This is a genomic window from Aquamicrobium ahrensii, assembly GCF_040545755.1.
Classification (GTDB): Bacteria; Pseudomonadota; Alphaproteobacteria; order Rhizobiales; family Rhizobiaceae; genus Mesorhizobium; species Mesorhizobium ahrensii.
On record NZ_JBEPMN010000001.1, the window covers coordinates 340,914 to 367,092 of the forward strand.

Sequence of the window (26,179 nt, forward strand, 5' to 3'; positions counted from 1 at the left end):
GAAGGAGACGATCATGGCTGGCGGTACCATTCCCCACTTCCAGAACGATCAGGGTCATGCGGCGATCGAAATCGGCGTCAAGGAATTCATGTGCGTCGGCGCCAATCCGCCGTTCGACCATCCTCATGTGTTTCTCGACATGGGCGCGGATAACGAAAAGGTCTGTCCTTACTGTTCGACCCTCTATCGCTACAGCGCGAGCCTTGGTCCGTCCGAGACCGTCCCTGCCGGATGCGCCTACACTGAACGCGCGGCCTGATCGCGAGACAGGCCCAGCCATCGATGAAACCCCAGGGCGCTCGCCCGATCCTGATCGCCGGAGCTGGAATAGCCGGCCTGACGCTGGCGATCGCCCTGGCGCGCCGGGGAATAGCCAGCCAATTATATGAGCAGGCTCCGCAACTGGAAGCTTTCGGCGCCGGGCTCCAGCTTTCTCCGAATGCTACCCATATTCTGGCCGAGCTTGGCGTTCTGTCGTGTATGCGCTCGCAAGCTGTTCAGCCGAAAGCCGTCCGGCTCAAGGATGCGAGGACGCTGCGGGTGCTAACCAGCGTACCGCTGGGACAGGCGGCAGAACGACGCTGGGAAGCCCCCTATCTGGTTGCGCATCGCGCCGATTTGCAGCAGGCGCTGCTTGCCGAGGTGGCGACATGGGCGGAAATCACTCTAACGTCAGGAATGCGTCTTTCCGACATATCTGAAACTGCGGAAGGCGATGTCAGGGCGTGCTTCGAGAGTGAAGACGGCCGCACCGAAGTCGCGCAGAGCAGCTTGCTGATTGGGGCCGACGGCGTCTGGTCCAGAACGCGCCAGCATATAGCTGGATCGGCCGATAGCCGATTCAGCGGACAAATAGCCTGGCGCGCCACGATCATGACCGACAGCGACGCCGGCCAGGCTTTCCGCACGATGGCGGAAACGGACTGCGTAACCACTTTCCTGCACGGCGACTTCCATCTCGTCGCCTACCCCTTGCGCGCTGGCGCGGAGATCAATCTGGTGGCCTTTACGCCGGCCGACAAAATTGCCGATAGCTGGGCGACGGCTGCCGACCCCGCAATCCTGATGCGCGCCCTGACGCGCGGTTCGGCGCGGCTCCTGGCTCTCGCCGGACTGGTCCGCTGGACCGCATGGCCGCTCAACACGGTCGATCCTGCGGCGAGCTGGAGCGCTCCCGGCATGGTGCTGATCGGCGACGCCGCCCACGCCGTGACGCCGTTTGCAGCGCAGGGAGCAGCCATGGCCATAGAAGACGCCGCCCTGCTTGCTCATTCGCTGGCGACAGCTGCTGGCTCAAGCGAAAGCGCGATCTCCGCATGGGAAGCGCAACGCAAGGCGCGCCTCACGAAGGTCGCGAGGCGCGGAGCCTTGAACAAGCTGGCGTGGAACGCCACTGGCCCCATCGCTCTGGCGCGGAATCTCGTTCTCAGCCTTCGATCGCCGGAAAGCCTCGCCGCCGATCTCGACTGGCTCTACGGCTGGCGGTTGCCGCAGCAACACTGACCGCAGCGCCAGACCGAATTGTCTGTTTCGGAATTGCCTGTCCACGCCTGCCACATAGGCTGGGGATGCCGCTGCGCCGCTGGAAGACCTGTTCTGTCCCGGCGTCGGTCAATGCAGAATCTGGCTGAGGAACAGCCTTGTGCGCTCGTGCTGTGGATTGTCGAAGAACTCCGCCGGCGTGTTCTGTTCCACGATCTGGCCCTGATCCATGAAGATCACGCGGTTCGCAACCTTGCGCGCAAAGCCCATCTCGTGGGTCACGCACAGCATGGTCATGCCCTCTTCAGCCAGGCTCACCATCGTCTCCAGAACCTCCTTGACCATTTCGGGATCGAGCGCCGAGGTCGGCTCGTCGAACAGCATGATCTTCGGCTTCATGCACAATGAGCGCGCAATGGCGACCCGCTGCTGCTGGCCACCGGAAAGCTGCCCCGGATATTTGTGCGCCTGCTCGGGGATCTTGACCCTTTCCAGATAATGCATGGCCGTGGCCTCGGCCTCCTTCTTCGGCACCTTGCGCACCCAGATCGGGGCCAGCGTGCAATTCTCCAGAATGGTCAGATGCGGAAACAGGTTGAAGTGCTGGAACACCATGCCGACCTCGCGGCGCACCTCGTCAATCTTCTTCAGGTCGTTGGTCAGTTCCTTGCCTTCGACGAGGATCCTGCCCTTCTGGTGTTCCTCCAGCCGGTTGATGCAGCGGATCATGGTCGACTTGCCAGAACCCGACGGCCCGCAGATGACGATGCGCTCGCCGCGCATCACCTTCAGATTGATGTCCTTCAGGACATGGAACTCACCGTACCACTTGTGCATGCCGATGATCTCGATGGCGACATCGGTCATCGAAATCTGCATCTTGCCGGTATCGACCTTGATTTCCTGGGCTTTGACTGCGTTCTCGGTGGCCATATGCCATTCCCCTGTCTAACGTTTATGACCGGTGTCAAGCCGGCGTTCCATATATTGAGAATAGCGCGACATGCCAAAGCAGAACACCCAGAAGATCGCGGCCGCAAATATGTAGCCGGTCTTCGCCGTTTGCGGCGTCGCCCATGTCGGATCGCCCGAGATGTTCTGCTTCACAACGCCGAGCAGGTCGAACATCGAAATGATGAGCACCAGCGTCGTATCTTTGAACATGCCGATGAAGGTGTTGACGATCCCCGGGATGACCAGCGTCAGCGCCTGCGGCATGATGATGAGGCCCATCTTCGGCCAATAGCCGAGGCCGAGCGAATCCGCCCCCTCATATTGCCCCTTGGGTATCGCCTGCAACCCGCCGCGCACGACCTCCGCCATATAGGCCGAGGCAAACAGCGCCACGCCGATCAAGGCGCGCAACAACTTGTCGAAGCTCGTTCCGGGCGGCACGAACAGCGGCAGCATGAAACTGGCCATGAACAGCACCGTCACCAGCGGCACGCCGCGTACCGTCTCGATGAAAACCACCGACAGCAGCTTGACGATGGGCATATGCGAACGCCGCCCGAGCGCCAGGATAATGCCCAACGGCAACGACACCAGGATACCGACATAGGATATCACCAGCGTGACCATGAGCCCGCCCCACAGAGGCGTCTCAACATAGCGCAGGCCGAACGCGCCGCCGACCAGAAGCAGGAAGGCGACAAATGGGAAGACGCCGAAGAACAGGATCGCGTTGAGCTTTTTATAGGGAACGCGGGGGATGAGCAGCGGCGCAAGCAGCACGACGAAGAGGACGCCCGTCAGGACCACGCGCCAGCGCTCGTCCATCGGATAGCGCCCGAACATGAACTGACCGAAACGGCCGCTGACGAACGGCCAGCAGGCTCCGGACCATCCGGCGGGCAATTGGCCGCCCTGCTCCGTCGTCAGGCAGGCGGTGCGATCGGTGCCGGTCCAGACCGCATTGAAGAACAGCCAGTCCAGTATCCGCGGTAGAAACGAGGCGACTACGAGAAGCGCGATGACCGTCAGTATCGAGTCAACGGGCGTTGCGAACAGGTTCTTGCGCAGCCACGCGCTCAGGCCCACCTGCGAGCGCGGGGCCGCATCGGCCAGGACCATTTCCGTACGCACCCAGGAGATGTCATGTTCCTGCATGGCTCATCTCTCCTTCAGCGCCATTTTGGTGTTGAACCAGTTCATGAACAGCGAGGTGAGAATGCTGATGCTGAGATAGACGGTCATGAAAATGACCACCACCTCGATCGCCTGCCCTGTCTGGTTGAGGATCGTGCCACCGACTGCATAGAGATCCGGATATCCGATCGCGACCGCCAGAGACGAGTTCTTCGTCAGATTGAGATACTGGCTGGTAAGGGGCGGGATGATGATGCGCATGGCCTGAGGGATCACCACAAGGCGCAATCCGTCATTGGAGTTCATTCCAAGCGCGGAATAGGCTTCTGTCTGCCCTTTCGGCACTCCCATGATGCCAGCGCGCACGATCTCCGCGATGAACGACGCGGTGTAGAAGGACAGCGCCAGATAGAGCGACAGGAATTCCGGCTTGATATTGGTGCCGCCGCTCAGGTTGAATGTGCCCTTCTGGGGATAATCGACAGATACCGGCATTCCGGACACGAAATAGGCCAATAGCGGCAGGCCGACGATCAGACCGAGGCTTGTCAGGAATACCGGGAACCTCTCGCCGGTGGCCATCTGCCTTGCTCGCGCACGCCGCGCGACATACCAGCTCAGGACAAGGGCGCCGACAAAACCGGCCAGAATCAGGCCCGACCCGGGCTCCCACACCAGCCGTGGAAAGTAGAAGCCGCGATTGTTGAGATAGGAGCCGACAGGCAGCGACAGGCTGTCACGTACATTGGGCAGCACCGCCAGAACGCCCTGATACCAGAACAGGATGACCAGCAGCGGCGGTATGTTGCGGAACACCTCGACATAGACCATCGCAAGCTTGCGGATCAGCCAGTTGTTGGAAAGCCGGCCGATGCCCACCAGAAAACCCAGGATGGTCGCCGTGACGACACCTGCCGCCGCCACAGCCAGCGTATTGGCGATACCGACCAGCAGCGCTCGTCCGTAGGACGAATCGGAGGTGTAGTCGATCAGACGATCGGAAATATCGAAGCCGGCCCGGCCGCGTAGAAACGCAAAGCCGGTGGAAATGTTCGAGCGCCGCAGATTTTCAATGGTGTTGTCGACAATCCACCAGACGCCCAGCGCCAGCAGGGCGACGAGAAACACCTGGAAGAAGATGCTGCGCACCTTCGGGTCATAGATCAGCGGGACCCGAACGGATTCTTCTCTGATAACATGTTCTGACACATGGTTCCCCTTAACCTGGTGTCTGTTCCCGCCAGCCTTTGTTTTGTTGTCCCGGCAGGGGTGAAGGCCGGAGAGCGCGTGCTCCCCGGCCATTCCGTTTTAGCGGATCGGCATGCCGTATTGCAGGCCGCCCTTGGTCCACAGAGCATTGATGCCGCGCGAGATCTTGAGCGGGCTGCCGGAGCCGACGTTACGCTCGAAGATTTCACCATAATTGCCTGTGGCCTTGATGATATTCACCACCCAGTCGTTGCTGAGCCCCAGATCGGTGCCGATCTTGGTTTCCGCCTCGGTGCCGAGCAGACGACGAATGTCGGGATTAGAACTGCTCTTCATCTCGTCGACATTGGCCTGAGTGATGCCGGCTTCCTCGGCGTTCAGCAACGCGAAGTAGGTCCACTTGGCGATATCGAACCACTTGTCGTCGCCCTGACGCACCGAAGGCCCGAGCGGCTCCTTGGAGATGATTTCCGGCAGAACGACGTGATCGTCCGGCGCCGCCATCTGCAGACGCACCGCATAGAGGCCCGACTGATCGGTCGTATAGGCGTCACAGCGGCCCGCATCATAAGCGGCGTTGGCCTCCTCGAACTTCTCGAACACCACAGGATTGTATTCCATCTTGTTGGCGCTGAAGTAGTCGGCCAGGTTCAGCTCCGTCGTTGTTCCGGCCTGAACGCAGACCGAAGCGCCCGAAAGCTGGAGCGCGGAATTCACGCCCGGCAGCTTCTTGGCGTTGATCATGAAGCCCTGACCGTCATAGTAGGTGACGCCCGCGAAATTAAGGCCCAGCGCCGTATCGCGGTTGACCGTCCAGGTCGTGTTACGCGAAAGAATGTCCACCTCGCCCGACTGGAGCGCCGTAAAGCGGTCCTTGGCGCTGAGGCCGGTGAACTTCACCTTGGTTCCGTCGCCGAAGACGGCAGCGGCGACGGCGCGACAGTAATCGACGTCCAGGCCGGTCCACTCGCCCTTGTCGTTGGGGGCGGAGAATCCGGCGAGAGCGGTGTTCACACCGCACTGGACGAAGCCCTTCTGCTTGACATCGTCAAGCGTATCGGCGCTTGCCGCGGTGGCTGCAACGCCCATCGCGGCTGCGCTCAAAAGACCGATTGCCAACTTTTTCATAACCCACAGACCCTTTTCTGTTATCCGGGATCCGACCCGGATTCGTCGTGCTCAGGCGACCTTTGCCGGTCGCTTTCTCCCGGGATGTAAAGTCATCGCAGACCCGTAACCCGCTCCCATTCACGCACCTCATCGAAGGCGATAATCTTCGTGAGGTCAAGAAAAATGAACGATTGGGCCAGCCTTTGCGCCCCCTGCGAAAGAAGGGGTTGATTTCCCGGGATGTTTTGCCGGAATTCAGGCAGGAAACTTCCCTTGCGGAACCTTTTGCAATGTCCCTTTTACGACGAAAAATGTCGCTCGATTGCCTCTCGAATCCTGCCGTACGGGCCGTCGCGAACGGGCTGGATCATCAAAACGAGGCTCTCTGACCGGCCCCCGAGGTTGCGCCCCAACGGGCGCCAGCCTAAGACTTCATCACTTTTCTCTGGGATGATCGATATGGACAAGAACAGCTTGGAACTGGGCGTCAACACGCGGCTTGCGCATTGTGGCAACGACCCGCGTGAATTTCACGGATTCGTGAATCCTCCGGTCGTCCATGCCTCTACGGTTCTCTTTCCCGATTCGGCGACGCTGGTCGGTCGGTCCCAGAAATACAGCTACGGTACGCGCGGCACCCCAACCACCGATGCGCTGGCCTCGGCGATCGACGAACTCGAGGGCTCCGCAGGAACCATTATCGTTCCATCGGGACTTGCCGCCGTCACCGTGCCGCTTTTGACGTTCGCTGAAGCCGGCAGCCATATCCTGATTGTAGACTCAGTCTACAATCCGACCCGTCACTTCGCCGACACCATGCTCAAACGCCTTGGAGTGGAGGTGGAATATTACGACCCGCATATTGGCGCCGGCATCGAAACCCTGATCCGCCCGAATACACGCGTCGTCTTCACCGAATCTCCTGCCTCCAACACGTTCGAGGTGCAGGACATCCCGGCGATCTCCAAAGCGGCCGGAAAAGCCGGGGCTGTGGTGATGATGGACAATACCTGGGCCACTCCGCTTTACTTCAGGCCGCTGGATCACGGTGTGGACATCTCGATCCACGCCGCCACCAAATATCCCGGCGGGCATTCCGATGTGCTGCTCGGGACGGCGTCAGCCAACGAGGAGCATTGGCAGCGTCTGCACGACGGATTCATTACGCTCGGCTGCTGCCCGGCGCCCGATGACGTCTACCAGGTGCTGCGCGGCCTGCGCACAATGGGCGTCAGACTGGAGCATCACCGCAAGAGCGCGCTCGACATCGCCGCCTGGCTGGAAACCTGCCCTGGCGTCGCAAGCGTGCTCCACCCTGCCCTGCCGAGTCATCCCGACCACGCCATCTGGCGGCGTGATTTCTCAGGTTCCAGCGGCATATTCTCGATCGTTCTGGCCGGCGGTGGTCAGAAGCAGGCCCATGCCTTCCTGGATGCGCTGCGAATTTTCGGACTTGGCTATTCGTGGGGCGGATATGAAAGTCTGGCCGTGCCGGTTTCACTGGCTGACCGCACGACAGCCAAGGGACCTTATGAAGGTCCGGTGATACGTCTTCAGATAGGGCTGGAAGACGTTGAGGATCTCAAGGCTGATATCCGGCGCGGACTTAAAGCGGCTGCCTCGGCCTGAAATCTCCCCTGTCGTCACTCGTAGCGGCATTCTTTCGCAAAGCGTCCGGGACGTCCGTTAAAACGCGGAGGTCCCGTTCGCTAATGCTGCCCTCAAAGCCCTGCCTTCCGCGATCCGTGTCAGGAAATCACCTGCTGCCTTACGCCGATGCTCCCGGCATTCCGGTAAATGGCGTCTCGGCTCGCATGGAAGGCGAGATCAATCTCGCGAGGTTTGGTTGCGAACTTCAACGCTGCCGCTGATATCGGGCGCTTCCCGATCGATAAGTTTAAAAAGCAGGCTTGCGTATGGGCATTCGGGCTGATACGGCATCCGTCATTGTCCTGAGGTCGGCAACCGCCACCATCGGACGGTGGTCGCCGGAGTGTAGCGCAGCCTGGTAGCGCACCTGATTTGGGATCAGGGGGTCGCGTGTTCGAATCACGCCACTCCGACCACTTTTCACCTTTGGGAAAATCGTACTGCGGCGTTTGCGATCTTGCCGCCGCGCGCTTTGCGCAGTAAGCAGTCGGCAACGGCTGACTAGCCGAACAGCAATGAGGTTTCCATGTCCGCGCGCATTTTCAGTCCCGCCAAGACTGCCATGCAATCCGGCACCGCCAAGACCGGTTATTGGGTTCTGGAGTTCGAACCCGAACGGCCGCGCAAGATCGACCCGCTGATGGGCTATACGACCTCCGGCGACATGAAGAGCCAGATCAGGCTTCACTTCCAGACAAAGGAAGAGGCGATCGCCTATGCCGAGCGCGAAGGTCTGGCCTATCGCCTCCAAGAACCTAATCTGCCGAAACGGCGCCAGATTTCTTATGCCGACAACTTCCGGTATGATCGTCGCACCCCCTGGACGCACTGACCAATGATCGCATCTGCCGTGCAGGGTGAAACTTCCGCGGCGGACCTACGGTCCCGTAGCTCAGCCGGATAGAGCACCGGCCTTCTAAGCCGATGGTCGCAGGTTCGAATCCTGCCGGGATCGCCATTAAAATCAAGTACTTAGGCCACGACGAAAGCGAGCTCCAATTTTTGTTCGCAGGTCGTTCTCAGTAAGGGCCTTTATATGCCGGCGCTGCCGGCTTTTTGATCGGATAAAATCCAACTGCCTTACCGCTAAATTTTAGCAGCCCGGAGACCGTTCATAGCTTCTCCATTTCAGATCACAGAATAGCTCGATGCGAAGCCGGCAGGCGCATTCGAAATGTAGGCCGTGAGGCCCGGACCACTGTCCTGGCTCGAAGGATACCAGATTGCGGGTTCGGGATCGACACGTGTGGTTACCCGAAGCGCCGAGGTAATTTCCTATAATGAAGGTTTCGGGCATCCGTCGAGGGTAGGCGGCGCCTCTCTCTCCATCAGTGGATCGCGTCCCATCTCGTACTTCTCAGGATTGAAGTATAGTTGTGGCGGACAGTCGGGAGGAATGCCGATGACGTAGGGTTTGATACCCAGTTTCGGGAAGGCGTAGTTCGCGAGCGTCACAGTAGCCGCCCCCGCAATAATCCATGCCAGCGAGACCGCAACGTAAATCCGATTCGACGTTTCGCTGAAAAAGGGCGAAAGCAATTTCGACAGAACCCACACAAGCGCCAAAAATAGCGGCAGCATCACCAACGCGCTGAGAAATAACCACATTTGCACGCCCGCCCTTCAGTCCAAGTGTTGGCTTGAAGAATGACACAGGCGTCGGCACCTGCAAAGAAGGAGCCTATCTCCAGTTCGCCAGCCGTGTAGCACCCGCCATTCCCGGCAGAACCGGATCGAGAGACGCGATATCAGGCGGCCAATGCTGCCGGCGGCGAACCGTTATCCGGTTCCGCGCGCATTATGTGCGCAGGTAATTTCCACCGTTGATGTCAAGGACCGCGCCGGAAATGAAGCTTGCGGCGTCGGAGCAGAGAAATGCGACAGGCAGAGCGACCTCCTCCGGCCGAGCCGCCCGACCGAGAGGCTGGCGTGCAACCGCCGCCGGCACGTCGATCTCGCTGAGCATGGCGGTGTCGATGGTGCCGGGGGCGACGCCGTTGACCAGCACGCCCTGTGGGGTGAATCGCGCCGCGAGATAACGCGTCAGCGTATGGATCGCACCTTTGGTCACCCCGTAATGTGGGGCCACACCCGGAAAGGTGCCGCCGGTATGGCCGGCGACAGAGCCGATCAAAACGATGCGCCCATGCCCGCGTGCCGCCATGGCGGGAGCGAAGACCCGCGCCAGATGCATCGGCGCCTTGAGGTTGACCTCGAAGGAAAGGTCGGCCTGGGCATCCCAGTCGGGTGAATCCCAGTCCATCACCCGGTACAGGCCGCTGGCGACGATCAGCCCGTCGATCTCTCCGGCCCAGGCGCCCAGCGCATCGGCCGCGCCGCCGCGGACAATGTCGATCTCCATGGCGCTTGCCCGATGCCCCTCGGCGCGCAGCGCCTGCACCTTCGGCTCGCAGTCGCTGCGGTCGGTGAGCAGAACTTCCGCCCCCAGTTCGCAGCATGTCCGGGCCGTCGCCCAGCCGATACCGCCCGCCGCTCCGGTAATGAGGATGCGGCGACCGTCCAGCCTGTAGGCCTGCGGAACAGGTGCGGGAGTGTCAGTCATGATCTGTCTTTCCGGTTTGCCTCTAAACCACCAGCGGCATGGTGCGGTCGAGCAGCATCCGGGTGATGCTGAGAGCCGTCATGTCAGAGGTCTTCGGGTTCGAGGGCATAGGTTCGTTCAAAATGGTCATATTCAGGATGCCGAAATCACCCGCGGCGTGCAACTGATGGACATTCCTGTCCGTATGCGGGTCCGCGACAAGTTCGACCCGAGTCTCGTCCAGCCCCACACCGGCAAGGGCAGTGGTGACGACGGCATTGGCATTGGCGGGATAGGCCGATGCGGCCTCGCGGGCGGAGCCGCGGAAGAACACGAGCGCCTTGTCGAGGCCGTCGGGATCGAACAGGCATTCCGCGGGAGTGCCGCGCCAGGCCGCAGGCGGCTTGCGGATCACATGCGTCACCTGGTTAAGCGCACGCAGCGAGGCGGCGGAGATCGCCTGAATGCCGCCGAGAGCGCCATGCGCTATTACCATTCTCGACCCCGTAGCGCCGGCAACCTGAGTCAGCCGGTCGCGTAGCGCGTCATCGGTCAGCGCGCTTGCGGAGCACAGGATGAACTCGCGCGCCGCATGCAAGGCGACATGTCCCCAGTCCTCCACGGCCTGACGACTGGCTGCTTCAACCACCACATCCGGCGCCAATGCGGCGAGGCCAGCCGGATCGGTGATCTGCTGACAACCGGCCGACCACCAATCGCGGCGGGACGCGCCGGGGCGTGTGATGACACCCACCAGATCGATCCGTGCTCCGGGATGTGCGGCAAGCAGTTCCGCCACGCGTCCACCGATCGCGCCCGACCCGATCAGGCACAGCCGCAGCGCAGGTGCCGCGGGCGCAGCTCTCACAGTTGAACCCAGCCGTCCGGTGGCTCCTTGCCGGGATGGACCGTCCCGCAATTCGGGCAGGTGCGCAGCTTTTCATCGGCATAGAACTTGGCGTAGATCGGCGGCAAATCATCGACGATGGACTCCAGATCCACCTCGGCGCGATGCACCCGGGTCGAGCATTCGAAGCAATACCACTCCACGGCATCCAACTCGCCTTCGGGGCGAGCCGGTTCGATAACCAGTCCGATCGAGCCCTCCTGCGGGCGCTGGGGCGAATGGCGGATATGAGGCGGCAGCAGGAAGATGTCGCCCTCACGGATGGGCACGTCGTAAAATTCGCCAGTCGATGTGTCATGCACCTTGAGCAGCATGTCGCCCTTGAGCTGGTAGAAGAATTCCTCCACCGGATCGTCATGATAATCGGTGCGGCGGTTGGGGCCGCCGACGATGGTGACCATCAGGTCGGCATCTTTCCACACCTGCTGGTTGCCCACGGGCGGCTTCAGCAGGTGCTTGTGCTCATCGATCCACTTCTGGAGGTTGAAGGCGCTCAACTTTCCCATTGTTCACTCCCTTTGGTTTCGGCGCAGCCGCACCGGTTTCAGGTCGGCATCAACCCAGGTTCAGGCCACAGCTTTCGAAAGCGACGCGTGTGGCGCGTTTTTCCGCATCCGTCAGTTCCAGCAGCGGGGCACGCACTCGCCCGCCTACCTGTCCCAGAAGCTCCTGCCAATACTTCTGGTGGGCATTCGGCTTCTCCGCGGGCTTCGTACGGCGGAAAGCGTCGCGCACCGGATCGAGGCTGGCGCTGACGGCGTGGGCCTCATCGAACTTCCCGGCGAACGCCAGATCGGTATAGGCGCGTATACGCCTGTCGGCCTTCGTTTGCATGGTGTAGGGCGGCGAAGAACAAAGATAGAGCTGCCAGCCCAACTCGACGATGTTTGCCAGCCATTCCTCTTCCGAGGCGGTGGACACGAGGATGCGATCGCCGGCCAGTTCGGTCAGGCGCTTGTACATATCGCGTGGCACCGAATATTTGATTGCGACCACCGTCTCGATATCGGCCAGGCGGTTGCACAATTCGGGGCTCATCAGATAGCCGCTGTCGGGGTGCGACCACAGCGCCATACCGATATCGACCTTCGAGGCGATGGTTTCGTAATATCGCAGCAGCGTTTCGTCCTGCGCTTTGAAGAAGTGCAGCACCGGCGCATGGACGACGATGTAGTCCGCACCGCAAGACTGGGCATGGCGGGCGAGTTCGATCACCACATCCATGTTCTGGTCGGAGCAGGACATGATCGTCTGGGCGCGGCCGTCGGCAGCCTTGACGGAGATGTCGAACATGCGCTTGCGCTCATCGACCGACATGGAGAAGAATTCACCCTGCTTGCCGGCCACGAACAGGCCTTCGATGCTGAGATCGGTGATCCAGTGCTCCATATTGCGGCGGTAACCGTCCTCATCGATGGCGCCATCCTCGCGGAAAGGCACATTGGCCGCCGCCCAGACGCCCCGCATCGTGGCCCTGGAATGGCTCTTGGCGTCTGCCCTGCTGTATTTCATCGACGGCGCTCCATCAAAAGGTCATTGCGCCGCGATTTCATCCGGGGGTGAGTTATATTTCAAGAATGAAAATTGCTATCAATTAATAAGATATGATTATAAATCAGGCCAGACTTGGGTCCCGTCAGGATGGGATGCGGCCCTGCACATGGTTGCGCAGCACGGTGATGAAACTGCTGACCGCCGGCGACAGCGATTTGCCGCTGGCGCGGATCAGGCACAAGTCACGCGATACGGTTGGATCGACCAGCGGGCGGGCGACGAGATCGAGCTGGTCGGCGCGTGACAGCGCATAGGTAGGCAGAACGGAGACGCCCAGCCCTGCCCCCACGAAGGCAAGCGCCGTGGTGACCAGCGAGGCTTCGAATTTCGGGCGCAGGACCTGCGCGGCCGATTCCGCGCCAAGCTCCATCAGCCGCCGGATGCCGCTGCTGCGCGCCATGGCGATCAAAGGCAACGTCGCCATATCCTCCCAGCGCACATAGGGGGCTGCCGCCAGCGGATGATCGGCCGGCATGAACAAAGCGAGATTATCGCGCATCAGAACGGTTCGTTCGATACCTTCCTCGTGGGCTGAAAAGGTTCCCAGCCCACAATCGGCGTTGCTGGAGAGCACTTCCTCGCGGATATCCTGCGCTGGGGCATCCAGCAGCTCGACCGTGATGCCGGGGTATTCGCGTTGAAACGCAGCGATAGCCCAGGGGACGATGGTCGATGACAGCAAGGGCGGCGCAGCGATGCGGATACGCCCCCGCCGCCGCGCCGCGAGATCCCTGGCGTTCTGGACGGCGTGGCCGAGATCCTCCAGAACCTTGGACGAAGAGGCGCGGAATTCTTCGCCGGCCTGCGTAAGCTCCACGCGCCGGGTGGTGCGGTCGAACAGGCGCACACCGAGCTCGGTTTCAAGGTCGCGGATAGTCGTCGACAATGCCGGCTGAGCCACACCGATGTGCCGCGCCGCCGCCGAAAAGCTCTTGTGCTCGGCAACGGCGAGGAAGGCCTCGATCTGCTTGATGGCGATGCGCATCGGCTTTTCCATTTATAACCACTGGGAATAAATTAATAAGATAATTCATTCTGGATGAATGAAAATGTCAATGCCATGGTCTGGACGGATCAAGCTGTTCCCCAGAGGCCGGCAGGGCCGGGAACCGCCAGCCTCGCACCCTGGCGGAGCCAGACGAACAAGGTATGAGAATGACGACTTACCCTGAACTTCAGCTCTATATTGCGGGCGCATGGCGCTCCGGAAAGGACACGATCCCGGTCCTAAATCCGGCCGATGAATCGGTCATAGGAGCCTTGCCGATCGCCAGCCGCGCGGATCTCGACGATGCGCTCGAGGCTGCCGGGCGGGGTTTCAAAATCTGGTCGCAGACGGCGCCGGCGAAGCGGGCCGAGGTCATCCTGCGCGCCGTCGCGCTGATGAAAGCGCGCTCCGAGGAGATCGCCCATTCGATCACCCTCGAACATGGCAAGCCCATCGCCCAGGCCCGGCTTGAAGTGCAGCGCGGCTGCGAGTTCTTTGAGTGGGACGCCGGCGAGGCCGTCCGTGCCTATGGAAGGGTTATCCCCAGTGCTCCCGATATCCGCTACATAGTCATTCATCAACCGGTCGGCACGGTGGCGGCGTTTTCGCCCTGGAACTTCCCGATGAGCCAGCCTGCCCGCAAGATCGCCGGTGCGCTGGCGTCCGGCTGCTCCATCATCCTCAAGGCTGCCGAAGAAACGCCCGCTGGCGCGCTGCACATCGCCCGCGCCTTCCACGAAGCTGGCCTGCCTGCCGGCGTGCTGAACCTGGTGTTCGGGGTGCCATCTGATATTTCGTCCTACCTGATCCCCAAGGAGCAGGTGCGGCTGGTGGCGTTCACCGGCTCCACGGCCGTGGGCAAGCACCTGACCGAGATCGCCTCGCGCAGCGTCACGCCCGTATTGATGGAACTGGGCGGCCATGCGCCCGTCATCGTCTGCGACGATGTCGACCCTGAGGTGGCGGCCGCCCTGAGCGTGTCGCGCAAGGCGCGCAACGCGGGACAGGTCTGCACCTCGCCGACGCGCTTCTTCGTCCACAAGGACATTTATCGCCCGTTTCTCAACGCTTTTGCCGAGCGCGCCAGGGCGATCCGTATCGGCGATGGTTTTGACTCCGCCACGGATATGGGTCCGGTCGCCAATCATCGACGCGTGGAGGCAATCGAATCGCTGGTCGAAGATGCGCGCGCCCGAGGCGCACGGATACTCGCCGGCGGCGAGCGGCCGGCCGGCAAGGGTTATTTTTATCCGCTGACCGTCGCCGCCGAGTTGCCCGACGGAGCCCGTGCGCTGGAGATCGAGCCATTCGGGCCGCTGGCGCTGATCAATCCGGTCGACTCGATCGATGAGGCCATCGAGCAGGCCAATGCGCTGCCTTTCGGGCTGGCCGCCTATGGTTTCACCCATTCCGCTCGCAATGCTCACCTGCTCGCCGAGCGAATCGAAGCAGGCAATGTCTCGATCAACACGCTCGAGGCATCGGTGGCGGAAACCCCCTTCGGCGGGGTGAAGGAAAGCGGTTATGGCCGCGAGGGCGGCGCCGAAGGCCTGCACCACTACATGACAGTCAAGAATATCTCGCACCGCATGGTGTTGTGATGGCAGAAAACAACGACAGCAAAATGGGGAATTTCACATGAAGCTTTTGACCACCGCACTGATCGGCCTCGCCTCTCTCGTGGCGGCCACCCCGGCGGCCCAGGCCGAAGGCGTGCTCGACCGGGTAAAGGCACGCGGCGAACTGCGTTGCGGCGTCGGCGACCCGACGCCGGGCTGGCACAGCCTCAACAACGACAACCGCTGGGTCGGCTTCGGTGTCGACTACTGCCGCGCCTTTGCGGCGGCTGTGCTCGGCGACGCCGAAAAGGTCGCGATCATGCCGATCGGCTGGGCGTCGTCCTATGAGGCGCTGCGTTCGGGCGAAATCGATGTCGCCACCACGTCCCACACCTACCGCATTGAACGTGACACAGGTCTCCAGGTCAACTTTCCGTCCGCCTACTTCTTCACCGGCATCACGGTGATGACGCGCAAGGAGCATGAGATCCGGTCCTTCGAGGATCTTGAGGGCGCGACCATCTGCCATATCTCGGGCAGCTCCGACGAGGCGACCATTGCCGAGTGGTATCGCGCACAGGGCCTGACCTTCAAGAGTCTGCCCTTCGATACGATGACGGCGGTGTCGGAAGCCTATTCCAAGGGGCGCTGCGACGCATTCGCCACCGAGCCGGCCCTGTTGGCGGGTTTCCGCCTCGGCTATGCCAATCCTGACGAGCATGAGATCCTGAACGACTTGTTCTCCATCGATGCGCTCGGCCCGATGGTGGCTGAAGGCGACGAGCAGTGGAACAACATCACCCGTTCGGTGATCTTCGCCACCGTCGCCGCGGACCAGTATGGGCTGACCGCCGAAAGTGCTGCCGAGGCGGCGAAAAGCTCGGACAATGCGTCGGTGCGCCGCCTGCTCGGCACTGAGGGCGAGCTTGGCAAGTTCATGGGTCTGCCGGCCGACTGGGGTCTTCAGGTCGTCACCCAGGTCGGGTCCTATTCCGCCATCTATGACCGCAACCTCGGCAAGGACAGCGCCAGCAAGATCGAACCCGGTTACAACCGGCTCGTGCGCGATGGCGGCCTGTTCTGGTCACCCAGCTTCTGAGTGCGGGAGCACGCTTCGGATGAAGACCAATACTGCCTGCAAGGATGAACCCGGCGCCGCTCGCGGCCCCGGGGGCGTCCGGGGCAACATTGCGGACAAAGTCGCGGTAGATATCTCCGGACTTTGCAAATGGTATGGCGACTATCAAGCGCTCCGCGACGTCTCGCTCACGGTCGGGCGCGGTGAAAGGATCGTTATCTGCGGCCGTTCCGGCTCCGGAAAATCGACCCTCATCCGCTGCATCAACCGTCTAGAGCGCCATCAAGCGGGCCGTATTGTCGTCGACGGCATCACCCTTAACGACGATCTGCGGCGCATTGATGAGGTGCGCCGCGATGTCGGGATGGTGTTCCAGAGCTTCAACCTGTTTCCGCACATGACCATTCTCGAGAATTGCTGTCTCGCGCCAATGCTGGTCCGAGGCATGAAACGCCCGGAGGCGGAAAGCCTCGCGCTGCATTTTCTGGAGAAGGTGAAGATTCCCGATCAGGCCGGAAAATATCCGACCCAGTTGTCGGGCGGTCAGCAGCAGCGGGCGGCGATCGCCCGGGCCTTGTGCATGAAGCCGCGGATCATGCTGTTCGATGAGCCGACATCAGCGCTCGACCCCGAGATGATCAAGGAAGTGCTGGACACGATCATCGCGGTGACCGAAGAGGGCATGACCATGCTGTGCGTCACGCATGAGATGGGCTTTGCGCGCAGTGTCTCCGATCGGATCGTCTTCATGGAGAAGGGCGAAATCATAGAGGCCGCCGATCCGCACAATTTCTTCACGGCGCCGGAGCATGACAGCGTGCGTCAGTTCGTCGAACAGATCCGGACCATATGAGCATGAATTCCTTCCAGAGACAGGGCCTCGTTTGTGTGCTCCTCGTCGCAGCGCTCGCGATTTGCCTGATGCTGTCGGTGGAGCCCGGCTTCTATCTTTCGGCATCGGGGCTGACGATATCTTCCCTCGTCCTGCCATGGGATCCGTCCTGGTCCTATCTATCGGCGTTTGCGGTTGCGGCAGTCAATTCGCTGGCGGCCGGCCTGATCGCAATGCTTCTGGCCACTCTGATCGGGGTCGGCATCGGCATGCTCGGCACGCTTGCCAATCCGACCGCGAGGCTGGTCTGCCAGCTCTATGTCGGGGCGTTTCGCAATGTTCCGGTGCTGTTCGTGATCCTGCTCTTCTATTTCGTCGGCATTCTGCTGCCCTCGCCCGCTAAGGCGCCTGATCTCATGGGGCTGGTGTTCCTGTCCAACCGAGGCCTCGTCCTTCCGGAATTGCATCTGGCCGGAACGACAAGTCTGTCGTTGGCCGCACTGGTTCTGGCCGTGGGACTGGCGATGTGGCGGCTGCCTGTTCCGGCGCTTGGCCGCCTGTGCGCGAGCCTTGGTTGCGTGCTGCTGATTCTGTGGCTTTGCTTCGATGCCGAAGCGCCGCAGCAGGGCAAGTTCGGCTTCCGGAGCGGTTTCGAGATTCCGCTGGAATTTCTCGCTCTCACCGCCGCCCTGTCCTTCTATTATGCGGCCGAAATCGCCGAGATCACCCGCGGGGCGATCGGTGCGGTCGGCACGGGCATCATCGAGGCGGCGCATGCGCTCGGCCTGCACAGCTTCGACCGCTTCCGCAAGATCACCGCACCTCTGGCCCTGCGCTTTGGCTTGCCGTCAGCACTCAACACCTATCTGGTGGTGATGAAGGCCACTTCGCTGGGCGTCGCCATCGGTTACACCGAGCTGTTTTCCGTGGCGCGGCTGTCGATGTCGTCTTCCGGGCGCATCGTTGAGTGTCTCAGCCTGATGGGGCTCTATTTCCTGCTGATCTGTGGAACGCTTTCGCTGGTCGTCAACCACATCAATGCCAGGCTGAGAACACAGGACGGACAATGACCAGCTTTCCAGCCCGCTCCAACAGCCGCGTCCACCGGATCGGCTTCCTCATCTTCCTCGCTCTGCTTGCTGTCCTGCTGCAGCCCTTCTTCCGCTGGGCCCTGCTCGACGCCAGTTGGAGCGGTGACGCCGAAACTTGTCGGGCCGGGGCCGGCGCCTGCTGGGCTTCCGTCCGGCTGCGGCTGGAATTTCTGATCTACGGTTTCTATCCGGCTGAATTGCGCTGGCGGCCCTTCACCGGATTGATCATCCAGGGTCTGGCGCTGCTCGCGATCTGGGCGCTCCCCGGCATTCACCAGCGCCTGTCGCGCAGCTATTGCGTGGTGCTGGCCGCGTTCGTGGCTTCGTTCTGGCTGCTGGCCGGCGACGGCCTGTTGCTTACCGACGTTCCGTCCCGGCTCTGGACCGGATTTTCGCTGACCGTTCTGCTCGCCTTCGGCGGCTTCGTACTGGCGTTTCCGCTGGGTGTCCTGCTCGCTTTCGGGCGGCGCTTCGGCAACGATTATGTCGTCGCGCTATGCGGTTGCTATATCGAGGTGATGCGAGCCCTGCCCTCCGTCGTGACGATGTTTGCGATCCTTGTCATCGCGCCCTATCTGCTTCCATCAGTGATTGGCGAGAATATCTTCCTGCGCATTCTTCTTGGCTTCGTGCTGGCCATGTCCGCCTTCTATGCCGAGGCCTTGCGCGGCGCCCTACTGACCCTGGACAAGGGTCAGATCGAAGCTGCCCAGTCACTCGGCCTAAGGCGCTTCAGCATCCATTGCCGCATCATCCTGCCCCAGGTGGTGATCCTGTCTTTCCCGGCGCTGATGAATATCAACCTGATGGTGTTCAAGGATACGGTGCTGATCCTGACTTATGGCTATTACGAGCTTCTGGGCGCGGCCAACGCCTCGGTTAACACGCAGGAATGGAGCAGCTTCGCCATGGAGATGTTCCTGGTCGTCTATCTCGTCTTCCTGGGAGCGGGCATGCTGATTTCGGTCGTCGGGAGACGGATAGAGGAAAGCCGGCAACGGGTCTGACCCGGTCGGCTGCCTGTCCAAGCAAATGTGATCCGATACAAGGTCCCCGCCGCCTATCCCAGCGAATGAGCCGGGAGGTGTCAAAGAAAACCACCAATCGATCGCAAGCGATTCGAACTTTTTCACCATCAGACGCCGCCGTTTCTACGCTTTTCGCACACAGACCAACTCCCGCTCTTGGCGCAGGCACGGCTTGGGTGGCTATAGCGTACCGAGGGCGGTCAGCGGGCTTTGGCGCACCACGTCGCACGCTATGGGGGCACTTGCCGGGTTTTCTTTTCTCGCATAAGTAGAAGAGGGGTTTTTTTGGGGGGAGCCGCACCATGCCGGTGTGCGGAGCATGCGCCGGGCTTGGGCGCTTATTTCATTGCGTTCAATGGCCAGCATGTGGCTGCCCGGACGGGACGATAGCTTCGGAGTGCCCTGGCGAAACCGTGCTCTGTTCCGAATGCCGCGGAACCGGACAATCCTTTTCTAAATCACATCGGGAAGGAAGCCGTTCTCCCGCTCGTCAGCGTGAACTGCCTTCCGAAACAGATTCAGACGATCATCTCAAAGGTGACACGCCCCGGAAGAAGCAAATGAACTAACCCAACGAACTTCCGCTTCCCGAATGGTATGGATTGATAGCGAAACAGTTCAAACGCCCTCTACCCACGCCTTGTAACGTAACAACTCCTCGTTGAGCGGTTCAGGCTGCGGGATCTCAGATTTCACCGGCAATTCCGGCGCTCGCAGAAACAAGCTCGCGGATTCATAGCGCGCGAAAGCCTGTTCTCTTACAGCCCGCACGAAGTCTTTTCTTTTTATGTCGTCAGAAGCGAGCCGCTCCAGAGCTCCCATGACCTGACTTGGCTCACAATAAACAGCGAGTTCGCCAAAAGTCGTTGCAAACCGTCGCGGGAGTATGCACGGCAGGCCCGAAAACATCGCCTCCACAATGGTTCTGCCGAAGGCTTCGTTAAGCCCTGTATGGGGGAAGTAAACGAAGGCATCGAGCCCCTGCAGGAAATCAGCAACGGATTGCGCACCGAATGGGAGAACCATCCAGTTTTCGGGTATAACGCCAAGCAGTCTTTCAGCTTTTTCAGCACCACCCATTATACGCACCTGTACGGATGGATTGCTCGGGTAGGCTTTCAAAAGCTCGTCAGAACTCTCAAGCCATTTTTCATGTCCATCCCGCCCATGGCGACCGATGACAAACGGCATCACCATCGGCCCACGTTCGATGAACGGAATCGCCCCAGCGTCGAAGGTTGGCGGCCAATCATGCGGTGATACTGCTTCCGACAGAGCTTCCTCCCGAACCTCATGACGGATCGCCGGGCCAAGCGGATGGATGGCCTTATTTTCCCAAGGCAGAGAATCGACACGGTCCAGCAGTTCACGCCAGCCGAAAACCAGAGCGCCATCAGGGCGGAAAGCTGAATTGTTTATCACGAACGCAGTTCGTTTCGACTTTACGATCGGACCTATAGCTTTGAGCGACTCTTCCATGATGACCCGAGGGCCTCGAATGATCAGCAGGTTGCAGTCTATCGAAGACAGGTCTTCGATATGCACTATATGCTCCAGCCATGTTGCATAGCGCTCCGAAATGGGCTTGATCTTTCCGTTAAGGGGGCAGTGCACCAGCGCGACCTGCAAGCCGGCTTCCGAGAATGTTCTGACTTCATCCAGTGTGGAAGAGGCGTTGCCGCCGGGAAACCGACAATTGGTGATGATACATACGTCGCACTGGAGAGCTTGCTTCAGGCCGGAGGGAATGGCCTTTCGGGCAAATTCACTGACCGGCTTCGCCTTGAAGCCGGCCTCCATATTCTGTGCGAGGTAACGTGCTCCCCCGTTTCGACGGAAAAGCGATTTCAACATGAGGCCCGCGGACCTGTACGGCGCAGTCATACGCCATGACCGGCTGTTGACCAGTGCCTCATGCCTCCTGCTTACATCCATCAGCCGTCGACGCAGCTTTCTGATCTCGTTCTTCAGCTTCGCCTCGCGGTCGGCGGCCTCCGATTGCAGATCGGAAGAGATGACGGGTAAAGCCTCCGCCTTCAATCGCATCTGTTTTTCGTGCTGAATGGCTGCCCTTAATTCCGCCACTTCATCGAAGAAGCTTGTACAACTCGGCTGCTGGATTGATGGAGTGGCATGTATGTCGGAGGAACCGCTGTTGCCGCTATCGCGTCGTTCGTTCATGCTTTCCTTGCCTCACAGTCCATCAATATTGCCAAAATCAGGGCAGAGATGAAAGAGAAACCATCTTCATGACAATCCGAAGGCGACGCCGCAGGGAAATCGAGCAGTTCCGGTTGGCCCGAGACATCGATGCGGCCGTACTCGATCTGCCGAAGTTCGTGGACCGCAGGCTGAAGCATATTGCGCGCGACCTTCGGCATCTTGATCGCCGACTCTATCAGCAGGTCGTATCATACATCGACCTTCGTCTGCGCGCCGGGTTCGAGGTTCCGATACCACCGCTACGCGGACACGCCATTTCGCCGGACACCGCGATTTTCATGGACGACATACTGAAAGCCTTGCGGCCCAAAGCGATACTGGAGCTGGGTTCAGGCTTCAGTTCGGCGCTTCTCGCCCGACATTGCGCAGAATATGGTGGAACACTCACATCCGTCGATCATCTTCAAGAGTTTGGCGATCTTGCCGCAGGTTATGTTTCGGCGTGGGGAGCGCAAGATTTTTTCGATCTGATTATCGTCGACGTCATTGAGCAACCGTTGGAAAGTGGTGAACACACATTATTCTATGACCTCGCGCCCGTCGCAGCCAAGGGTATAAAGTTCGATTTCGCCTTCCTTGACGGCCCACCCAAATACGTGTCCGAAAAAGTAAGGGGCGGTTTCCTGCCTCTGTTCAAGGATGTGTTGTCGCCAGGCTGCACCATTCTGGTTGACGACTATTATCGTCCAGGAGAAATGGAAATGGTTGCCGGATGGGCGGCTGACGGACTGGTTGAAATCCAGCAGGAAAACACGGCGCTTGAGAAGCATGCCGCCGTTCTCAAATTTGTAGGTCGATAAGCACTTCCTGCTCGGTTAAATGGACGCGGCGCCTTTCCGGATACTGTGTCCGTTTTAGGTGAAGGCGTTCCGGCTTAAAAGCCCAGTTCGCCCTGCCCCTCGTCCATCGCGTTGACGGCTTCCGCAGCCAGCGCCCGGGTGATGCGGCTATGCTCTTCAAGGGCCATGCGATCAAGGCGCTCCACAACCCGTATGGCTGTCGCCAGCGAACGCTCGATGCGGCGCACAAGATATTGCACCACCGGCAGATCCACCTCCACCTGTCGATCCGCGAACAGCTTGGTCATCACACCGGCGAGCAGCGCGTCGTCAGGCTCGTGGATTTCAACCGTCGGCGCAGCTTTGAGCCGGGAGACGAGATCCGGCAGGCGCACCCCCCACGCCAACGGAAAGCGCCGCGCGGTCATCAGAAGATAACTGCCATTGGCGCGAACGTGGTTGATAAGGTGGAAGAGCCCATTTTCATCAATGGCGGCTCCATCGGCGTCATCAATCAGCACCGGCCGGGAATCGAGCAATCCGATCGCCTGCGAAAGCTTCGCCGGATGAAGCGCCATCGCCTCCGAAACAGAACGCCAGATTTCCGCCAGATGCGTCTTGCCCGCCCCGGTCGGGCCGGACAACACCATCACCGGCGCGGGCCAGTCCGGCCAGCGATCGATCAGCGCCACGGCCTCCTCATTCGCTGGTGAAACGACCAGTTCGTCGCGCGAATAGCCCGGGGCGTGGCTGAAATCCAGCGGCAACTGTCGGGGCTTGTCCATCTGTTGCACCATGCCGGGCGTCAGTCGTCCGCGCCTGAAGCGCCGCTGCGCGCAGCGGCCGGCGCGTCTTCATCCGCTGTGCCCTTGTAGAGCGGCGATTCCAGATAGCGCGACAGGGCGAACCGCACCAGCACTGCTATGGCGGCGGCTGCCGGGACCGCGATCAACAGGCCAACGAAGCCGAACAAGGCGCCGAAGGCAAATAGCGCGAACATCAGCCAGACAGGATGGAGGCCGACACTTTTGCCGACCAGTTTCGGTTGCAGGATGTTGCCCTCGATGAACTGGCCGATAAAAAACACAAGGGCTACGGCCACGACCATGATCCAGTCCGGCCAGAACTGCACGAAGGCGACGCCCACAGCCAGCACAAGCCCGGTGAGCGAACCGACATAGGGAATGAAGCTGATCAGGCCGGCGAACAATCCGATCAGGATGCTGAAATTGAGGCCGGTCAGGGTGAGGCCGATGGCATACATACAGCCCAGAATGAGGCACAGCGTGCCCTGCCCGCGCACGAATCCTGCGGTCGCCCTGTTGATGTCGGAAAAGATCGTCCGCACCGTTTGAACATGATCTCGCGGCACCCAGCTATCGACCACGGCGATCATGCGATCCCAGTCGAGCAGCATGTAGAAGGCCACGACGGGTGTCACGACCAGCAGGCTGACGACGGAAACCAGCGCCATGCCGGAATTCCAGATCGACTGGAACAAGGTCGTCAGGAGTCCGAAACCGGAGGTCAGAAGCGAATTCAGCCCCTCCTTCAGTCCGGCGGCGTCGACACCGAAGCGACGCTCCAGCCATTGCGGATCGAAATTCGTCACCAGCGACTGCAATCGTGTCATGTAATCTGGCAGGTTGGCTACGAAATCAGCCATCTGTGAAGCCAGAACCGGCACCAGCACCACGACCGCCAACACCAGAACGACGATAAAGGCGAAGAGGATGACGATGGTGGCCATCAGTCGCGACAGGCCAAGACGCTGCAGACGGTCCGCTACGGGATCAAGGAAATAGGCCAGCGCCATGCCAGCCACGAATGGCAGCAAAATGCCTGAAAAGACATACATAAAGATGATCAGCACGACGGCCGCCACGCCCCAGAACAGCGCTTGTCGCCGCAACGTCAAGGACATGTCCGGCGGGGCGGCGCTTTCATCAGTTCTGGATCTTGCTGCCTTCGCCATTGCCGCTCATGTGCCTCAGCCAGTTGAGGAGATAGGCTGCTGCCCAAGCAACGGTCAAGAGGCCGGGCAGGATTATCAGCAAGGCGCACAATTGTCCGAAGCTCTTGCCGGAGGCGAGTTCGGCGCCAACCACGCTCACCAGTGATGGAAACGCTAAGGCGGGCCGGCAGCACAAGTTCCGGCGGGAGAGAAGACCGCACCTGCGCCTCACCCGGCGAGCTTTCCCCAATTCCCTGCACCACAGCATCTGCGCTACCTTGCGGGATGGGGCTGTTCATGCGAAGAGCCCGCCATAGCAAGGGGAAAGCGATGGCCGAGCGCAAGACCGGGCTGACTTATGCCGAAGCGGGCGTCGATATCGATGCCGGCAATCTGATGGTGGAAAAGATCAAGCCGCTGGTGCGCGCCACCCGCCGGCCGGGCGCCGATGGCGAAATCGGTGGTTTTGGCGGGTTGTTCGACCTCAAGGCGGCGGGTTTCACCGACCCTGTTCTGGTTGCCGCCAATGACGGTGTCGGCACCAAGCTCAAGATCGCCATCGATGCCGGCAAGCACGACACCATCGGCATCGACCTCGTCGCCATGTGCGTCAACGATCTGGTCGTGCAGGGCGCGGAACCCTTGTTCTTCCTTGATTATCTCGCCACCGGCAAGCTCGACCCGGAACAGGGCGCAGCCATCGTCGGGGGCATCGCCAGGGGTTGCCGTGAGGCGGGCTGCGCGCTGATCGGCGGCGAGACCGCCGAGATGCCCGGCATGTATCATGGCGACGACTACGACCTCGCCGGCTTCGCGGTGGGGGCTGCCGAACGCGGCCAGTTGCTGCCGAGTGACGATATCGCCGAAGGCGACGTTCTTCTTGGCCTCGCCTCTTCCGGGGTGCATTCCAACGGCTACTCGCTCGTGCGCCGTATCGTGGCCACTTCGGGCCTCGGCTGGAACGATCCGGCGCCGTTCGACAAGGGTCAGTCGCTGGCCGAAGCGTTGCTGGAACCGACCAGAATCTACGTGAAGCCGCTGCTTAAGGCGATCCGTGAAACCCATGGCATCAAGGCGCTGGCGCATATCACCGGCGGCGGCTTCCCGGAGAACATTCCGCGCGTGCTGTCGAAGGATTTCTCGGCCGAACTCGATCTCGACAGCATTCAGGCGCCGCCGGTGTTCTCGTGGCTGGCCAAGGCCGGCGGCGTGGAAGCCGGTGAAATGATGCGCACCTTCAACTGTGGCGTCGGCATGGTTATCGTCGTGGCTTCCGGACAGGCCGCGCAGATCGCCGCCGTGCTTCAGGGAACAGGCGAGACCGTGACGCCAATCGGCCGCATCGTGCCGCGCCGCGACACCGGCGTGATCTATCGGGGGACCATCGGCCTATGACAATCCAGCGCAAACGTACGGTGGTGCTGATTTCCGGGCGCGGTTCGAACATGGGTGCGCTCATCGAAGCGGCGTCCGATCCGGCCTACCCTGCCGAGATCGTCGGCGTCATATCCGACAATGCCGATGCCCAGGGCCTGCGCGTGGCCGCCGCGCGCGGCATACCCACGCGTACCGTGCTGCGCAGCGACTATGCCAGCAAGGCGCAACATGACGCCGCCATTGACGCAGCCCTTGGAGGGTTCAAGGCGGAAATCGTCGCGCTCGCAGGGTACATGCGCCTGCTGACCGCTTCTTTCGTGGAAAAGTGGCTGGGGCGCATGATCAATATCCACCCTTCCCTGCTGCCATCCTTCAAGGGCCTCGAACCGCACAGGCGCGCGCTTGAAGCCGGCGTGAAGGTTCATGGCTGCACCGTGCATTTCGTGACCGCCGAAATGGATGACGGTCCGATCATCGCGCAGGCGGCCGTTCCGGTTCTTGCTGAGGATGACGAGGCCTCGCTCATTGCGCGTGTGCTGAGGGCGGAACATCCCCTTTATGTACTGGCGCTTAAGATGCTGGCTGAAGGAAAAGTCGCCATGACCGACGGCAAGGTCCGCTTTTCCAGCGGCCCGGGTCTGGTTGAAAAGCCGGAGAGCCTGCTGATGTCGCCCGCCGACCTTCGCGAAGAAGTCGACCTTGAGGCGCTGGCGCGCTTCACGCCCTGA

At 60.8% G+C, this 26,179-nt stretch carries 26 protein-coding genes and 2 tRNA genes; 14 read left to right on the forward strand and 14 right to left on the reverse strand.

All coding sequences use genetic code 11. The features are described from left to right. Positions 1-13 precede the first annotated feature (13 nt). Together ABID44_RS01710 and ABID44_RS01715 are read left to right on the forward strand one after the other, a co-directional pair. Positions 14-259: a zinc-finger domain-containing protein gene (locus tag ABID44_RS01710; RefSeq protein ID WP_354149948.1), complete on the forward strand. Its 246-nt coding sequence runs from the start codon at positions 14-16 to the stop codon at positions 257-259. Between the two features lie 23 nt (positions 260-282). Beyond that, a complete protein-coding gene (locus ABID44_RS01715) occupies positions 283-1,503 on the forward strand; it encodes an FAD-dependent monooxygenase (RefSeq protein ID WP_354149949.1) in 1,221 nt (406 codons plus the stop codon). Positions 1,504-1,611: 108 nt separating this feature from the next. Here ABID44_RS01715 and ABID44_RS01720 read toward each other — a convergent pair whose 3' ends face one another. The 4 genes from ABID44_RS01720 to ABID44_RS01735 all read right to left on the reverse strand — a co-directional run bounded on the left by ABID44_RS01720 (position 1,612) and on the right by ABID44_RS01735 (position 5,907). Further along, positions 1,612-2,415 (reverse strand): amino acid ABC transporter ATP-binding protein, encoded by an 804-nt coding sequence (locus ABID44_RS01720; RefSeq protein WP_354149950.1) that lies wholly within the window; start codon positions 2,413-2,415, stop codon positions 1,612-1,614. 15 nt (positions 2,416-2,430) lie between these two features. After that, positions 2,431-3,591: an amino acid ABC transporter permease gene (locus tag ABID44_RS01725; RefSeq protein ID WP_354149951.1), complete on the reverse strand. Its 1,161-nt coding sequence runs from the start codon at positions 3,589-3,591 to the stop codon at positions 2,431-2,433. Positions 3,592-3,594: 3 nt separating this feature from the next. Continuing rightward, positions 3,595-4,779, reverse strand: a complete 1,185-nt coding sequence (locus ABID44_RS01730) for an amino acid ABC transporter permease (RefSeq protein WP_354149952.1) — start codon at positions 4,777-4,779, stop codon at positions 3,595-3,597. 99 nt (positions 4,780-4,878) lie between these two features. Further along, positions 4,879-5,907 (reverse strand): amino acid ABC transporter substrate-binding protein, encoded by a 1,029-nt coding sequence (locus ABID44_RS01735; RefSeq protein WP_354149953.1) that lies wholly within the window; start codon positions 5,905-5,907, stop codon positions 4,879-4,881. A gap of 432 nt (positions 5,908-6,339) precedes the next feature. Here ABID44_RS01735 and ABID44_RS01740 point away from each other — a divergent pair, with 432 nt between their 5' ends. The 4 genes from ABID44_RS01740 (at position 6,340) to ABID44_RS01755 (ending at position 8,497) form a co-directional block, all read left to right on the forward strand. Continuing rightward, positions 6,340-7,518, forward strand: coding sequence for a cystathionine beta-lyase (locus ABID44_RS01740; RefSeq protein WP_378226790.1), 1,179 nt, complete (start codon positions 6,340-6,342; stop codon positions 7,516-7,518). 360 nt (positions 7,519-7,878) lie between these two features. After that, positions 7,879-7,955, forward strand: a tRNA-Pro gene (locus ABID44_RS01745). 110 nt (positions 7,956-8,065) lie between these two features. Beyond that, positions 8,066-8,371 carry an ETC complex I subunit gene (locus ABID44_RS01750; protein ID WP_354149954.1) on the forward strand — a complete coding sequence of 102 codons (306 nt, stop codon included), beginning with the start codon at positions 8,066-8,068 and terminating at the stop codon, positions 8,369-8,371. A gap of 49 nt (positions 8,372-8,420) precedes the next feature. Further along, a tRNA-Arg gene (locus tag ABID44_RS01755) sits at positions 8,421-8,497 on the forward strand. Positions 8,498-8,814: 317 nt separating this feature from the next. On the opposite strand, the gene ABID44_RS01760 is transcribed toward ABID44_RS01755, so the two are convergent. The 6 genes from ABID44_RS01760 to ABID44_RS01785 all read right to left on the reverse strand — a co-directional run bounded on the left by ABID44_RS01760 (position 8,815) and on the right by ABID44_RS01785 (position 13,527). Beyond that, positions 8,815-9,147: a hypothetical protein gene (locus tag ABID44_RS01760; protein ID WP_354149955.1), complete on the reverse strand. Its 333-nt coding sequence runs from the start codon at positions 9,145-9,147 to the stop codon at positions 8,815-8,817. A 190-nt stretch (positions 9,148-9,337) separates the two neighbouring features. Next, the gene (locus ABID44_RS01765; protein WP_354149956.1) at positions 9,338-10,102 is read right to left on the reverse strand and encodes an SDR family NAD(P)-dependent oxidoreductase; all 765 of its coding nucleotides are present in this window, start codon (positions 10,100-10,102) and stop codon (positions 9,338-9,340) included. Between the two features lie 22 nt (positions 10,103-10,124). After that, the gene (locus tag ABID44_RS01770; protein ID WP_354149957.1) at positions 10,125-10,949 is read right to left on the reverse strand and encodes an aspartate dehydrogenase; all 825 of its coding nucleotides are present in this window, start codon (positions 10,947-10,949) and stop codon (positions 10,125-10,127) included. Beyond that, the gene (locus ABID44_RS01775) at positions 10,946-11,494 is read right to left on the reverse strand and encodes a 3-hydroxyanthranilate 3,4-dioxygenase (RefSeq protein ID WP_354149958.1); all 549 of its coding nucleotides are present in this window, start codon (positions 11,492-11,494) and stop codon (positions 10,946-10,948) included. Before ABID44_RS01775 ends, ABID44_RS01770 begins: the two co-directional genes overlap by 4 nt. Positions 11,495-11,543: 49 nt before the next feature. Continuing rightward, on the reverse strand, positions 11,544-12,500 hold the full coding sequence (locus ABID44_RS01780; protein WP_354149959.1) for a dihydrodipicolinate synthase family protein: 957 nt from the start codon (positions 12,498-12,500) through the stop codon (positions 11,544-11,546). 124 nt (positions 12,501-12,624) lie between these two features. Next, the gene (locus ABID44_RS01785) at positions 12,625-13,527 is read right to left on the reverse strand and encodes a LysR family transcriptional regulator (protein WP_354149960.1); all 903 of its coding nucleotides are present in this window, start codon (positions 13,525-13,527) and stop codon (positions 12,625-12,627) included. A gap of 170 nt (positions 13,528-13,697) precedes the next feature. On the opposite strand from ABID44_RS01785, the gene ABID44_RS01790 reads away from it, so the two are divergent. From ABID44_RS01790 to ABID44_RS01810, 5 genes are read left to right on the forward strand one after another with little or no spacing between them, the layout of a single operon-like run. Continuing rightward, a complete protein-coding gene (locus ABID44_RS01790) occupies positions 13,698-15,131 on the forward strand; it encodes an NAD-dependent succinate-semialdehyde dehydrogenase (RefSeq protein WP_354149961.1) in 1,434 nt (477 codons plus the stop codon). Between the two features lie 37 nt (positions 15,132-15,168). Then, positions 15,169-16,188: a transporter substrate-binding domain-containing protein gene (locus ABID44_RS01795; RefSeq protein WP_354149962.1), complete on the forward strand. Its 1,020-nt coding sequence runs from the start codon at positions 15,169-15,171 to the stop codon at positions 16,186-16,188. A 19-nt stretch (positions 16,189-16,207) separates the two neighbouring features. After that, a complete protein-coding gene (locus ABID44_RS01800) occupies positions 16,208-17,020 on the forward strand; it encodes an amino acid ABC transporter ATP-binding protein (RefSeq protein WP_378226792.1) in 813 nt (270 codons plus the stop codon). Further along, positions 17,017-18,069, forward strand: a complete 1,053-nt coding sequence (locus tag ABID44_RS01805) for an ABC transporter permease subunit (RefSeq protein ID WP_354149964.1) — start codon at positions 17,017-17,019, stop codon at positions 18,067-18,069. Before ABID44_RS01800 ends, ABID44_RS01805 begins: the two co-directional genes overlap by 4 nt. Next, a complete protein-coding gene (locus tag ABID44_RS01810) occupies positions 18,066-19,097 on the forward strand; it encodes an ABC transporter permease subunit (RefSeq protein WP_354149965.1) in 1,032 nt (343 codons plus the stop codon). The genes ABID44_RS01805 and ABID44_RS01810 overlap by 4 nt, the downstream gene beginning before the upstream one ends. 639 nt (positions 19,098-19,736) lie before the next feature. Here the strand turns inward: ABID44_RS01810 and ABID44_RS01815 are convergent. Continuing rightward, a complete protein-coding gene (locus ABID44_RS01815) occupies positions 19,737-21,299 on the reverse strand; it encodes a glycosyltransferase (protein WP_354149966.1) in 1,563 nt (520 codons plus the stop codon). Positions 21,300-21,367: 68 nt separating this feature from the next. Between ABID44_RS01815 and ABID44_RS01820 the strand changes: the two genes are divergently transcribed. Continuing rightward, positions 21,368-22,141 carry an O-methyltransferase gene (locus ABID44_RS01820; RefSeq protein ID WP_354149967.1) on the forward strand — a complete coding sequence of 258 codons (774 nt, stop codon included), beginning with the start codon at positions 21,368-21,370 and terminating at the stop codon, positions 22,139-22,141. Between the two features lie 74 nt (positions 22,142-22,215). Here ABID44_RS01820 and hdaA read toward each other — a convergent pair whose 3' ends face one another. The 3 genes from hdaA to ABID44_RS18670 are packed head-to-tail and all read right to left on the reverse strand — an operon-like array spanning position 22,216 to position 24,234. After that, positions 22,216-22,905, reverse strand: coding sequence for a DnaA regulatory inactivator HdaA (gene hdaA / locus ABID44_RS01825; RefSeq protein WP_354149968.1), 690 nt, complete (start codon positions 22,903-22,905; stop codon positions 22,216-22,218). 20 nt (positions 22,906-22,925) lie between these two features. Next, complete coding sequence (locus ABID44_RS01830; RefSeq protein ID WP_378226735.1) at positions 22,926-24,095, reverse strand: AI-2E family transporter; 1,170 nt, start codon at positions 24,093-24,095, stop codon at positions 22,926-22,928. Beyond that, positions 24,067-24,234 (reverse strand): hypothetical protein, encoded by a 168-nt coding sequence (locus ABID44_RS18670; protein ID WP_378226736.1) that lies wholly within the window; start codon positions 24,232-24,234, stop codon positions 24,067-24,069. Before ABID44_RS18670 ends, ABID44_RS01830 begins: the two co-directional genes overlap by 29 nt. A gap of 170 nt (positions 24,235-24,404) precedes the next feature. Here ABID44_RS18670 and purM point away from each other — a divergent pair, with 170 nt between their 5' ends. Continuing rightward, on the forward strand, positions 24,405-25,469 hold the full coding sequence (gene purM / locus ABID44_RS01840) for a phosphoribosylformylglycinamidine cyclo-ligase (RefSeq protein WP_354149969.1): 1,065 nt from the start codon (positions 24,405-24,407) through the stop codon (positions 25,467-25,469). Continuing rightward, on the forward strand, positions 25,466-26,179 hold the full coding sequence (gene purN / locus ABID44_RS01845; RefSeq protein WP_354149970.1) for a phosphoribosylglycinamide formyltransferase: 714 nt from the start codon (positions 25,466-25,468) through the stop codon (positions 26,177-26,179). The genes purM and purN overlap by 4 nt, the downstream gene beginning before the upstream one ends.